The sequence below is a fragment of the Lutibacter maritimus genome (assembly GCF_900116115.1).
Lineage (GTDB): Bacteria > Bacteroidota > Bacteroidia > Flavobacteriales > Flavobacteriaceae > Lutibacter > Lutibacter maritimus.
The window spans coordinates 262,037-275,694 of record NZ_FOZP01000004.1; the positions used below are offsets into that span (position 1 = coordinate 262,037).

The following is a 13,658-nucleotide window of genomic DNA, read 5'->3' on the forward strand; positions in this document are numbered from 1 at the left end:
CATCATTTATTAAACGGATGTTTTGCCAATGGTTTTAATACAAACGGATGATAATCTCCCACAGCACCAATTGGCGTAGCGTGACGTACATTGTGCACAATTTCAATAGCTTGGCGTGGCGCTTCTAATCCGTAGCCGTTTCCTTTTAAAATTTCTTGGTACGATACGGTGTGTAAATCTGTAAAACCTTCACTAAACTCTAGTTCTGTTCCTTCAATGGTTATTGATCGGAAAGTACGTTGCCCTTTTGCTTTTATAATGTCTGGTAAAACATCATAATTTATAGATAAAAACCAACGCACTCGTGCTCTTTCAAATTCTAAATATCCTGCTGAACGATCGTGGGTATTTACATGAACTTTGTTTTGAGTTACATCGCCAAAAATCCATGAAAGCATATCAAAAAAGTGTACCCCTATATTGGTTGCTATTCCACCAGATTTTGCTTCATCACCTTTCCAAGAAGTATAATACCAATGTCCGCGTGATGTTAAATAGGTTAAATCAATATCATAGATTTTATCTTTTGGCCCGTTGGCAATTTTCTCTTTTAATGCAATGATTGCAGGATGTACACGCAACTGTAAAATATTGTATATTTTGTTACCTGTTTCCTTTTGAATATCATCTAACGCATCCATATTCCAAGGATTTAGCACTAAGGGTTTTTCACAGATAGCATCAGCCCCTTGACGCAAGGCAAAACGAATATGTGCATCATGCAAATAATTGGGTGTGCAAATACTTACATAGTCTAACTTTGCGTTTTTTTCGAATTTTATTTTTGATATGTGACGATCGAAGCGTTCAAATTCTGTAAAAAAATCAGCATTTGGAAAATAGCTATCTATTATACCAACACTATCAAATTTATCAAGTGCTGCTACCAAATTATTATTGGTTTCTTTTATAGCTTTCATGTGGCGCGGTGCTATATAACCGCTAGCGCCTATTAATGCAAAGTTTTTCATTTATTTCTTCTTTTATACCATGAGATTCCAGATCACGTCTGGAATAACGATTTATTTTTAATTCGTCATCCTCGTATCATGAGATTCCGAATCAAGTCCGGAATGACGTTATTTTAGATTCCAGATAAAGTCCGGAATGACGGTTTTATTTTTAATTCGTCATCCTCGCGTAGGCGGGGATCTGTTACTTCTTCTTTTAGCATGAGATTCCAGATCAAGTCTGGAATGACGGTTTTATTTTTAATTCGTCATCCTCGCGTAAGCGGGGATCTGTTACTTCTTCTTTTAACATGAGATTCCGGATCAAGTCCGGAATGACGTTATATTTTTAATTCGTCATCCTCGCGTAGGCGGGGATCTGTTACTTCTTCTTTTAGCATGAGATTCCAGATCAAGTCTGGAATGACGGTTATTATTTTTTGCAATGCTAAACTTAGCCAGCCTTATTCTTTATTTGAAGGTTTGAAGCATATTTATAGCTTATCTCTTCACACTTCACACTTCACACTTCACGCTTTTCCTATCTGATAATATTCAAAACCTTTTTCTTCTATATTAAACATATTGTACTGATTTCGACCATCAAAAATAATAGGGTTTTTTAATTGTGTTTTTATTTCATCAAAATCTGGTGAACGAAACTCTTTCCACTCGGTTAATAATACCAAAGCATCTGCATTTTCTAGGGCTTGATATTTAGAAGCAACGTAGGTAATATTTTCAATTCCTTTTAAATAATGCGTTTGTGCTTCAACCGTAGCTTTTGGATCGTATGCTTGTATTTTAGCACCACGTTTTACCAGTTCTTTAATAATATAAATTGCTGGTGCTTCACGCATATCATCAGTTCCTGGTTTAAAAGCCAATCCCCAAATTCCGAATGTAAACCCTTGAAGGTTTTCACCAAATTTAGCCACAATTTTATTGGCAATTACTAATTTTTGAGCATCATTTACATTTTCAACTGCAGTAATTAATTGGGCTTTGTAATTGTGTTCTTCAGCTATTTTTTTTAATGCTTTTACATCTTTTGGAAAACACGAACCGCCATAACCGCAACCTGGATAAATAAAGCTATAACCAATTCTGTTGTCTGATCCAATACCTATTCGTACCATATTTGCATCAGCTCCTACTTTTTCGCAGATATTTGCAATTTCATTCATAAAAGAAATTTTGGTAGCTAACATAGCATTTGCTGCGTATTTGGTCATTTCAGCAGAACGAATATCCATAGCAATAAAACGATCGTGTGACATGCAGAAAGGCGCATATAATTGTCTCATTTTTTCCATGGCATAATCAGATGCTACACCCACCACAACTCTATCTGGTTTCATAAAATCTTGTATTGCTGCTCCTTCTTTTAAAAATTCAGGATTTGAAACTACATCAAATTCTGTAGTTACACCTCTGTTATTTAATTCTTGTTGAATGGTTGCTTTTACCTTGTCTGCTGTTCCTACTGGAACGGTAGATTTATCAACAACAATAATTCTTTTTTCAATAGCTTGTCCGATAGATTTTGCTACTGCTAATACATATTGTAAATCTGCCGAACCATCTTCGCCCATAGGCGTTCCAACAGCAATAAAAACAATTTGAGCATCTGGTAATACTTCATGCAAATTAGTTGTAAAATGCAAATTACCACTTGCTACATTTTTTAATACCATTGTTTCTAAACCCGGTTCAAAAATTGGTAAGATGCCATTTTTTAGACTTTCAATTTTTTTAGAATCAATATCTACACAAGTTACATGGTTGCCCATTTCTGAAAAACAAGTTCCAGAAACTAACCCTACATATCCTGTACCTATTACTACTATTTTCATTTTTATATTATTTTTTATTTAAACTATGACGAAGACTTTTGACGAAAACTTTTTCTGGGAAGACGAAGACTTGTGACAAAGACTGCTTGTATTACTCTAATGCTTTATATTTAGTCTTAGTTCTTTGTCTTAGTTTTAGTTTTAGTCTTAGTCATCGTCCTTAGTCTTAGTTTTAGTTCTTAGTTTTAATCATAGTCCTATCAACATCACAACTTTCCATTTACTTTCCCTTTCAACACTCCTTTTACATCATAAATAATACCGTTTTTCTTTAAATATTTTTCAAAATCTATCTCCAAAAATTGTGTATGCGCTACTGTTAATACAATTCCATCAAACTTATTTTGGGGCATATTTTTAACGGTTGCCACATTGTATTCTTGTTGAACCTCCTCTGGATTTGCCCAAGGATCAAAAATTACGACCTCACTTCCAAAATCTTGTAAATTTTTAATTACGTCAATTACTTTTGTATTTCTAACATCAGGGCAGTTTTCTTTAAAAGTAATTCCTAACACCAAAACTTTCGATTTTTTTATTTCGATATTATTCTTCACCATTAGTTTAATAACCTCAGAAGCTACAAACAATCCCATACTGTCATTCACTCTCCTTCCTGCCAATATAATTTCAGGATGATAGCCAACTTCTTGTGCTTTTTGTGCCAAATAATACGGATCTACACCAATACAATGTCCGCCAACCAAGCCTGGCTTAAAAGGTAAAAAGTTCCATTTGGTACCTGCCGCCTCTAACACTGCTTGTGTATCTATATTTAAAATATTGAATATTTTAGCCAATTCATTTACAAATGCAATATTAATATCGCGTTGCGAATTTTCTATTACTTTGGCTGCTTCTGCTACTTTTATAGTTGGTGCTAAATGTGTTCCTGCAATAATTACAGAGGCATACAACTCATTCACCATTTTACCAATTTCAGGTGTTGAACCTGAAGTTACTTTTAATATTTTTTCAACAGTGTGTTCTTTATCACCCGGATTAATACGTTCAGGTGAATACCCCACAAAAAAATCTGTATTGAATTGTAATCCTGAAACTTTTTCTAAAATTGGCACACAAACTTCTTCTGTTGCACCAGGATATACGGTAGATTCATAAATAACAATAGCGCCTTTTTTTAGCACTTTACCAACTGTTTCACTTGCTTTTATCAACGGAGTTAAATCTGGTTTGTTATTTTTATCAACAGGCGTTGGTACGGTAACTATATAAAACTGACAATTTTCTATTTCTGCTATTTTAGCTGTACAAAACAATCCCTTTTTAGTAGTTGTACTGGAAACCAAAACTTGTTGTAACAGTTCTTTTTCAACTTCTAAAGTATCATCAATTCCTTGATTTAATGCTTCAATTCTTTTGGTATTTATATCAAACCCTATGACAGGAAATTTAGTTGCAAATAATCTTGCCAAGGGTAACCCAACGTATCCCAAACCTATAATTGCTATTTTATTGTTTTCTTTCATTTTTAATTTTACTATGGTCTAAACTTTAACGTTTATAATCAACTGCACTCAACACAGGTTTTGCTCCTTTTGAAACAGCTCCCCAGTCAAGCTGAGGATGACGGTTCATCACTCATCACTCATCACTCATCACTCTTTTTGAAACAGCTCCCCAATCAAGTTGAGGATGACGGTTGATCACGCTTCACGCTTTTTGAAACAGCTCCCCAGTCAAGCTGAGGATGACGGTTCATCACGCTTCACGCTTCACTCATCACTCATCACTCACCACGCTTCACTCATCACTCCTTATACTTTTCCAAATACCATTTTACCGTTTTCTCAATTCCTGAATCAAAATCTTCTTGGGCTTCCCAGCCTAATTCATTTTCAATTTTTGAAGCGTCAATAGCATATCTAAAATCATGACCTGCACGATCTGTTACATAGGTTATTTGATTTTTATAACTACCTTCTTTCGGTTGTATTTTATCTAATAGTTCACAAATTTTAGCAGCTATATCATTGTTATTTTGTTCATTTTTTCCACCAATATTATATACTTGTCCGCTTACTCCTTTATGAAAAGCAACATCAATACCGTTGCAATGATCTTTTACATATAACCAATCACGCACATTACTTCCATCACCATAAATAGGAATTTGCTCACCTGCTAATGCTTTTCTAATGACTGTAGGAATTAGTTTTTCATCATGTTGTTTTGGACCATAATTATTTGAGCAATTGGTTATTATGGTATTCATTCCGTAGGTGTGATGGTAACTTCTAACAATAAAATCGCTACTTGCTTTGGATGCGCTGTAAGGTGAATTTGGTGCATACGGAGTTTGCTCTGTAAACAACCCAGTTTTTCCTAATGTACCATACACTTCATCTGTTGATACGTGTAAAAAACGGCTTTCTTCAAAACCATTTTTTAGTTGAAAAGGCTTATCCATCCAATATTTGTAAGCTACATCTAATAAGGTAAATGTTCCTTTTACATTGGTTTCAATAAAAACTCCTGGATCTGTAATTGAATTATCTACATGAGATTCTGCCGCTAAATGAATAACATTGTTAATATAATAATGCTGAAAAATACGTTCAACCAAACTTCTATCGCAAATATTTCCGTTTACAAAGGTGAAATTTTTGGCGTTTTGCACTTTTTTTAAATTATGAATATCTCCAGCATAGGTTAATAAATCTAGCACCACAAACTTATATGTTGGGTGTTTTTCTATCAATAGTTCTACTAAATTAGATCCTATAAAACCTGCGCCTCCTGTAATTAAAATTGATTTCATAATTATTATTTTTAGTTAAGAATGTTTTGGTTCACCTTCTTTAATTTCATTTATTTTTTTTAAACAATTTATTAGTGCATCCTGCCAAGTAGGTATGTTTATTTGAAACGTATTTTTAATTTTTTCAGTATTTAATAAACTAAAATTTGGTCGATATGCTTTTGAATTAAATTCTTTTGATGTAATTGGCAGCACTGTACAGTTCCTTTTTGAAATTTTTATAATTTCTTGTGCAAATTGAAACCAACTGCATTTTCCTTGATTTGAGAAATGGAAAATTTCAACATTTTTACAGTCAATTTTAGGTACAATAGTTAAAATTACTTTAGCCAAATCTGCTGCATTTGTTGGTGATCCAATTTGGTCATTTACCACTTTAATTTCATTGCGCTCCTTACTTAATTTCAATATTGTTTTCACAAAATTATGTCCAGAAACTGCATACAACCATGAAGTTCTGATAATAATTGAATTTTCAGGATTTATTTTTAGCAATGCTTTTTCTCCTAAATCTTTCGATTTCCCATATTGATTTTTTGGGTTTGTAAGAACTGTTTCACTATAAGGGATTTGAGAAGTGCCATCAAAAACATAGTCTGTTGAAATATGAATTAATTTTAAAGCGTGTTTTTTGGCGATTTCGGCCATATTTTTAACGGCTTCAAAATTAATTTTATTGGATATTTCAACCTCATCTTCAGCTTTATCAACATTGGTATAAGCAGCACAATTTATAATTATATCAATTTTATTGTTTATAATAAAATTTTCTACTGCACTAAAATTAGTAATATCCAGCGAATCTGTATCCGTTAAAAACAGTTTAAAATGTGGAAACTGACCATTTATAGCTGCCAATTCAGTTCCTAATTGCCCTTTTGAGCCTGTAATTAAAATATTACTCATTTATATTGTGCTCTTTTTCAAACAAATCTGCTTTTGCAAAAGCTGGTTGTATGGTATCTTTTTCAGAAATAATTAATTTATCAATTGGATAATTCCAATCAATATTTAGTTGTGGATCATTAAAAATAATTCCACGTTCACTTTGTTTATGGTAATAATTATCTACTTTATAGCTAAAAATGGCAGTATCACTTAAAACTACATAGCCATGTGCAAATCCTTTAGGAACTAAAAGTTGCTGTTTATTTTTATCGTTTAACTCAATAGCCACGTGCTTTCCAAATGTTGGTGAGCCTTTTCTAATATCAACAACCACATCTAATACACTTCCTTGAATAACACGTACTAATTTTGTTTGTGCAAATGGGGGCAATTGATAATGTAAACCTCTTAAAACACCTTTGGTAGATTTTGCTTCGTTATCTTGTATAAACGCTAATTGATAGCCTAAGGCATTTTCAAGCGTTTCTTTTTTATAAATTTCGCAAAAATAACCTCTTTCATCAGCAAATACTGTTGGCTCTACTAGTAAAACTTGTGGAATATCGGTTTTAATTAATTTCATTTTTATTTGATTAGTTTCAATAAATATTTTCCGTAATCATTTCCTTTATATGCTTCAGCAATAGTAAGCAGTTGTGCTTTTGAGATATAGCCTTTTTCAAATGCAATTTCTTCAATACAAGCAACTTTTAAACCTTGTCTTTTTTCTATCGTTTGAATAAAATTAGAAGCTTCTAGTAAAGAGTCTTGTGTGCCGGTATCTAACCAAGCATAACCTCTTCCCATTTTATTTAATTTTAAATTTTTAGCATTTAAATAGGTTTGGTTAACGGTGGTTATTTCTAATTCACCACGCGCACTTGGTTTGATGTTTTTTGCAATTTCAACCACACTGTTTGGATAAAAATATAAGCCTACAACAGCATAATTACTTTTGGGTTCTATTGGTTTTTCTTCAATAGAAATTACTGTACCTTCTTTATCAAATTCTGCAACTCCGTAGCGTTCAGGGTCTTGCACATAATATCCAAAAATAGTTGCCTTTTGTTCTGTAGATACCGTTGTTAAAGCATCTTCTAATAAATTTTCAAGACCAGCGCCATAAAAAATATTGTCGCCTAATATTAAACAAACATCATCATTTCCAATAAATTCTTCGCCTAAAATAAAAGCTTGTGCTAAACCATCTGGCGATGGTTGTTCTTTGTATGAAAATTGCATTCCTAAAGATGAGCCATCACCAAATAATTTTTTAAAATTTGGCAAATCTTGTGGCGTAGAAATTATTAAAACCTCAGTAATTCCAGATAACATTAATATAGATAACGGATAGTAAACCATTGGTTTATCATAAATTGACAACAGTTGCTTTGATGTTCCTTTAGTGATTGGGTATAGTCGTGTTCCTGAACCTCCGGCTAAAATAATTCCTTTCATATCTATTTAAATATTGTATTGTGCGAAATTAACCAATTCTAACTGAATATCATTACATTCAAGCACCAATTTAAAATTGACAATTATTCGTTTAAAATTTAATTATAGTGTACAAAATAGCATTTTAAATTTTTTTAAAACACTTAGTTTATACTATTTTTTAAAACGTATTGATTACATTTTATTACATTTACAAAAATAAAAATTCATGAAATTAATAAACAACACCGATATTTATACCGTACAACAAAATATTTTAGTTGCTGTTGACTGTATTATTTTTGGGTTTGATTCTAAAAAATTAAAATTATTACTTTTTAAAAGAAAAGTAGCGCCATCAAAAGGTTTATGGTCGTTAATAGGCGCATTTATTAAAGACGACCAATCAGTTGATGAAGGCGCAAAACAAATTTTATTTGAAACAACAGGTTTAAAAGATATTTATTTAGAACAACTTAAAACCTACGGAAATGTACATAGAGATATTGCAGGAAGAGTCATTTCTATTGCCTATTACAGTTTAATTAGTGTTCGTGAATTTGAATTGGAAAGTGTTGAAAAATATGATGCACATTGGTTTGATTTAGATGAACTTCCGAATTTAATTTTTGACCATGGTGAAATGGTTGCAGATGCGATTAAACAATTAAAAACTAAAGCAAAACACCAACCTATTGGTTTTAATTTGTTACCAAAGTATTTTACAATTCCTGAATTGCAAATATTATATGAAAGCATTTACCAACAAGAACTAGATGCTAGAAACTTCAGAAAAAAAATATTATCTCTTGATATATTAACCAAAACCAATAAAAAAGATAAATCTGGTTCAAAAAAAGGCGCTTTTCTATATACTTTTAATAAAGAAAAGTTTGATGCCCTTATTGCTGAAGGACTTAATTTTGAAATTTAATATTCAAGCTAACTTTAGTTAAATGTAATTTTTACGTTTAAAATATTTTCATATCTTTGACCTATTAAATAGCAACTATATGAATCAGCATTTTGACAATACGCCGCACAAACGTTTAAACATTTTAACAGGTGAATGGATATTAGTTTCACCACATAGAACAAAACGTCCTTGGCAAGGCAAAAATGAAACTACGCATACGTTGAAAAAAATTGCGCACGATCCAAATTGCTATTTATGCGCTACAAATACAAGAATTAATGGCAAAATAAATCCAGATTATAAGAACACTTTTGTATTTCCAAATGATTTTGGGGCAATTTTACCAGACAATGAAAAATTTAATTACAACGAAGGTTTATTAAAAGCAGCCAGTGAAACAGGAATATGCCGAGTAATTTGCTTTTCACCAAATCATTCAGAAACATTACCTGATATGGAAATTTCAGCCATTGAAAAAGTAATTGAAGTTTGGCAAAAACAATATAAAGAATTAGGCAGTATGCCTAATATAAATCATGTGCAAATTTTTGAAAATAAAGGAGCTATTATGGGGTGTAGCAATCCACATCCACACGGACAAATTTGGGCGCAACAATCTATTCCAAATGAAGTTCTTAAAAAAACCGAAAAGCAATTAGCATATTTTTCTAAAAATAATAAAAGTTTATTGGTTGATTACATAACGCAAGAATTAGAATTAAAAGAACGCATTATTTTTGAAAACAACACCTTTGTAAGTTTGGTGCCTTTTTGGGCAGTTTGGCCTTATGAAGTAATGATTCTTCCAAAAAGACACATTGAACATGTAGGTTTATTAACAGCAAAAGAAAAAACAGATTACGCTGAACAAATAAAAGTAGTGACCCAGAAATACGATAAATTATTTGACACTTCATTTCCGTATTCATCAGGAATTCATCAATCACCTACTGATAAAGAATACCCAGAGTGGCACTTTCATATGAGTTTTTATCCACCTTTATTGCGTTCTGCAACTGTAAAAAAGTTTATGGTTGGGTATGAAATGTTTGGTATGCCACAAAGAGATATTACAGCAGAAACTGCCGCTAAAAGTTTGAAAGCACTTTAAACTAATATTAATTAAACTGCTGTAAAAATTCAGTTACTCATTCCTGATTATTAATTGAAATGTTGAATTATGTAAATAGTATGATTTTCAACTATTTTATATCGTCTTTTGTTTCTTAAATCTGGCAAACATCACCATTTTCTTTTTAGTATTTATAAAGTAAACTCCTGATAATAAAATAATAGCTGCAATAATTGACTGAGGCGTAATTACTTCATTTAAAAAATACCAGCCAAGTAGCATTGCTATCACAGGATTTACATACGTAGATGTTGCAACTTTCTCTGGAGAAACTGATTTTAGCAAATAATTAAATGAAGTAAAAGCAACAATACTTCCAAAAATAATTAAACCAAGCATAGATAATTGCACATGCGTACTCCAGTTAATTGGATTTGACCAAGATTCCCCAAAAGCTAAACTTGCTATAAGCAACATACTACCACCCGTAAGCATTTGATATCCTGTATTTACAAAAAAATTGGAAGGCAAATCGGCTTTTGTAACAAATAAACTACCATAACCCCAACTTAACATACACACAAAAATCATAATCATTCCAAGTGTCATACCTTCTTTGGCTATCAACCCATTTTGATTTACTAATAAAAATATACCTACTATACCTAAAATAACACCTACAATTGACATGGGCAGAATTTTTTTGCCTTCTAAAAAGCGCATCATTAACAAAACTATTAAAGGTTGTGCTGAAATTTGTAAAGCAGCAAAACTACTATCTACATATTTTAATGCCCAAACCACAACACCGTTACCAAAAGTTAAAAATAAAAAACCTGTAATGGCTGTATTTACTAATTGAATTCTGGTGATACCTAATTTAATACCTATAATTTTAGCAATGATAACAATAAGTAATCCCGCAATTAAAAAGCGTATAGCGGCTAACATAAAAGGCGGTAATTCTGTAACCGCAATTTTATTTAGCAAATAGGTTGACCCCCAAATAACATAAATAGAAAAAAAAGCAATTACAATTAAAATAGGGTTTTTAGAATCCTTCATTTGTTTAAAATAAGAAAGTTCAATATTAAGAAAACTAAATGATATCTTAATAAATAAATATACCAAACTGAAACTTATAGTTTTATCAAAAAATACTATTTTTAACACTCTAATAAAAAATATAAAAATTTATGAAAAATTTAAAAACCCTTAGCTTATTATTTTGTTTAACTACCTTTTTAATAAGTTGTGAAAAAGATGTAACAGAAGTTATAGATACTGCTACGCTTCAAGATACTGAAATAAACCAACTTCAAAATTCTAAAATTTCATTTTTAAACTTACTTAAAAACAAGCAATTATTTTCAAAAAACAGTAATTATACTGCTCAAAAATCCTCCAAATTAAATTCACCACTATTAAGACCTTCTGGTGAAGCAGTAGCGCAATTTTATTTAAATGATGAAGCAGCGTTTGATTGCAGCGGAGAAATGCAAATTGAAGATTTTTCTAAGATTGAAACTTATGAAGATGTTTTGGAAATTTATGACATTGACGGTGTTCTTGATGAAAATACCATATTGGGAGATGAAGAAAACACCTATATTGAACAAGGTGATATTGTAAGTGGTATACAATTTTCTACTTCTGAAGAATATTTATGGTTTATCCTAAATTCAAATTTTGAAGAATTCTTTAATATATCTTTCAATTCTGCTTTTTTCAATGCTTCTTCAGCTCCATTAGAAGTTACTTTTGAAAACAATAACATTAATGCCATCACCATGAGACTACTTTTAGAAAATGGCATTACAACATCTATTTATGCAGTTGATGAGGATGGTAATTTATTAGGAGAAATAGCTATTAGTCCAATGTCTGAAGAATATGAAGAAATTATAGACCAAATGGTATCTATAAAATCCACCCAACCCATTAAAAAACTATATATTATAGCTGAAGAATCCTTTATATACCCTAACTTTTTTGGATTTGATTACATAACTTTTGGAGAATGTATTCCTGATTCTGATAATGATGGTATTTTAAATAATGTAGATCCATATCCAAATTCAAATTTAAGTGAAACACTTTTTATTGATGAAATAAATACATCAATACTAAATAAATTTACGAAAACAAAAGGAGTAACAATGGCTGATGAAATGGATAACCTTATAAATGTAATAAACGCACAATATACAGGAGATAACTACAACCAACTGCACAAAAAGTTTGTTTCAGAAGTTGCAAAATTAAGTTATTACTGGTATAAAAGCAGATTAATTACAAGTAAAGAACGTTCAAAAATTTCTAGCTTTGCTTGGAGTTCAAACGTACCAAGTTTCCAGCAACCAGGATAATTAAAATACCTAAATCGTAAAAAAGCATCTCAAAATTGAGATGCTTTTTTTGTTTACAACCTTATTAAATAAGCTATTGGTTTCATTTTACGATTTAAAAATTGCTTTCGCATTATAATCACTAAATTTAATATGGCAATATCAATTGGTGAATTGCTATACAATGCCCCAATTAATTAAAACCCCACATTAGTTTACAACAAGTATTTTCAGGTAAATTTTTTATTTAAATAAAAAATTTATATCAGTTATATAATCAATTTAATTAATAATTCACACAAAAATGAAATACTTAACCAAACTCACTTTTTTACTTTTAGCAATTTTTTTAATAAGTTGTGAAAAAGAAACAGCCATTACACCTGAATCTAACGAAATTCAAGATTTACAAATTCAATCCAACATACCAATTACCACTTTAATTGCCGAAGGAATTGATTTAAAAACCTATTTCAAGCAACAATCTACAATTAAAACTTTTGAAAGTAGAGCCACTATTCAACAACCAGATGATATGGCTGTAATTTATTTTTATTATGATGCCGATGATTTTGATTGTAATTTAATAAAAGAAGATTTTGAAGAATTTAAATTTATTAACGATGGCATGCCAAGTTTTTTAGATGAATTTACAGATTCTAGAATATTTAGTCCAGGTGATATATTACCAGGTATTACATTTGAGGCTATTGATCATCTTGGATATGAAGAAAATCATGATACATCTAATGGATTATTTATTTGTAACTGGAACAGTATGCCAAATGTTTTGATGAGTAATTATTGGAATACTGATTTAGTTATTAGATTTAAAAACGATAATGTAACCGAAGTAAGCATGAGTTTGTATAATTTATTGAGTACTGATGTAAATATTTCTGTTTTTGGCATTGATGATACTTATCTAGGAATGACAACTGTCTACAATCAGCAGTATTTCGCCAGATATTTAGCTATGAGTGCTTTACAGCCTATTAAAAAAGTAGTGATTTCATCTGATTATTATGGAGGTTATGAAGGTGTTGACTTTATTGGTTTTGGATCTTGCAGTGATGCCGATAATGATGGCTGCCCAAATGCAGAAGATCCATATCCAAATTCAATAATGACCGAAAAGATTGTTATTGACGGAATTGACACTGGAGTTGAAAATACCTATGAAAACTGCGGAACCATGGCAGATGAAATTCAAACTATTCTTAACCAAATAAATAGTGAGTTCACAGGCGATAATTATTACACACTTCATAAAAAGTTTGCAAGAGAAGTAAGTAAACTTACCTATTACTGGTTTAAAGATCGTAAAATAACCAGCAAAGAAAGAACCTCCATTGGTAACGCCATTTGGAATGCCAATATTCCATATTATACCATTACTGAATGATTTT

Annotated in this window: 12 protein-coding genes; 4 read left to right on the plus strand and 8 right to left on the minus strand. The window is 31.1% G+C overall.

The genetic code is table 11. The features are described 5' to 3' along the window. Nucleotides 1-2 precede the first annotated feature (2 nt). The 7 genes from BM335_RS08360 to rfbA all read right to left on the minus strand — a co-directional run bounded on the left by BM335_RS08360 (nt 3) and on the right by rfbA (nt 7,934). The gene (locus tag BM335_RS08360) at nt 3-971 is read right to left on the minus strand and encodes a Gfo/Idh/MocA family protein (RefSeq protein ID WP_090225361.1); all 969 of its coding nucleotides are present in this window, start codon (nt 969-971) and stop codon (nt 3-5) included. Between the two features lie 509 nt (nt 972-1,480). Continuing rightward, nucleotides 1,481-2,806 carry a UDP-glucose dehydrogenase family protein gene (locus BM335_RS08365; RefSeq protein WP_090225364.1) on the minus strand — a complete coding sequence of 442 codons (1,326 nt, stop codon included), beginning with the start codon at nt 2,804-2,806 and terminating at the stop codon, nt 1,481-1,483. Between the two features lie 206 nt (nt 2,807-3,012). Next, entirely contained in the window at nt 3,013-4,296 is a 1,284-nt protein-coding gene (locus BM335_RS08370) for a nucleotide sugar dehydrogenase (RefSeq protein ID WP_090225367.1), read from the minus strand. Between the two features lie 281 nt (nt 4,297-4,577). After that, nucleotides 4,578-5,588, minus strand: coding sequence for a dTDP-glucose 4,6-dehydratase (gene rfbB / locus BM335_RS08375; RefSeq protein WP_090225371.1), 1,011 nt, complete (start codon nt 5,586-5,588; stop codon nt 4,578-4,580). Nucleotides 5,589-5,603: 15 nt separating this feature from the next. Then, the gene (rfbD, locus tag BM335_RS08380) at nt 5,604-6,494 is read right to left on the minus strand and encodes a dTDP-4-dehydrorhamnose reductase (protein WP_090225373.1); all 891 of its coding nucleotides are present in this window, start codon (nt 6,492-6,494) and stop codon (nt 5,604-5,606) included. Then, nucleotides 6,487-7,059, minus strand: coding sequence for a dTDP-4-dehydrorhamnose 3,5-epimerase (rfbC, locus tag BM335_RS08385; RefSeq protein WP_090225375.1), 573 nt, complete (start codon nt 7,057-7,059; stop codon nt 6,487-6,489). Before rfbC ends, rfbD begins: the two co-directional genes overlap by 8 nt. A gap of 2 nt (nt 7,060-7,061) precedes the next feature. Next, nucleotides 7,062-7,934, minus strand: coding sequence for a glucose-1-phosphate thymidylyltransferase RfbA (gene rfbA, locus BM335_RS08390; RefSeq protein ID WP_090225377.1), 873 nt, complete (start codon nt 7,932-7,934; stop codon nt 7,062-7,064). A 208-nt stretch (nt 7,935-8,142) separates the two neighbouring features. Here rfbA and BM335_RS08395 point away from each other — a divergent pair, with 208 nt between their 5' ends. Both BM335_RS08395 and BM335_RS08400 read left to right on the plus strand, forming a co-directional pair. Continuing rightward, nucleotides 8,143-8,847, plus strand: coding sequence for an NUDIX hydrolase (locus BM335_RS08395; protein WP_090225381.1), 705 nt, complete (start codon nt 8,143-8,145; stop codon nt 8,845-8,847). Nucleotides 8,848-8,926: 79 nt separating this feature from the next. Continuing rightward, the gene (locus BM335_RS08400; RefSeq protein ID WP_090225383.1) at nt 8,927-9,940 is read left to right on the plus strand and encodes a UDP-glucose--hexose-1-phosphate uridylyltransferase; all 1,014 of its coding nucleotides are present in this window, start codon (nt 8,927-8,929) and stop codon (nt 9,938-9,940) included. Nucleotides 9,941-10,036: 96 nt separating this feature from the next. Here the strand turns inward: BM335_RS08400 and BM335_RS08405 are convergent, their stop codons facing one another. Further along, nucleotides 10,037-10,966 (minus strand): EamA family transporter, encoded by a 930-nt coding sequence (locus BM335_RS08405; RefSeq protein WP_090225386.1) that lies wholly within the window; start codon nt 10,964-10,966, stop codon nt 10,037-10,039. A 131-nt stretch (nt 10,967-11,097) separates the two neighbouring features. Here BM335_RS08405 and BM335_RS08410 point away from each other — a divergent pair, with 131 nt between their 5' ends. Next, nucleotides 11,098-12,270, plus strand: a complete 1,173-nt coding sequence (locus tag BM335_RS08410) for a hypothetical protein (RefSeq protein WP_090225388.1) — start codon at nt 11,098-11,100, stop codon at nt 12,268-12,270. 283 nt (nt 12,271-12,553) lie between these two features. Beyond that, on the plus strand, nt 12,554-13,654 hold the full coding sequence (locus BM335_RS08415; protein ID WP_090225391.1) for a hypothetical protein: 1,101 nt from the start codon (nt 12,554-12,556) through the stop codon (nt 13,652-13,654). Nucleotides 13,655-13,658 lie beyond the last annotated feature (4 nt).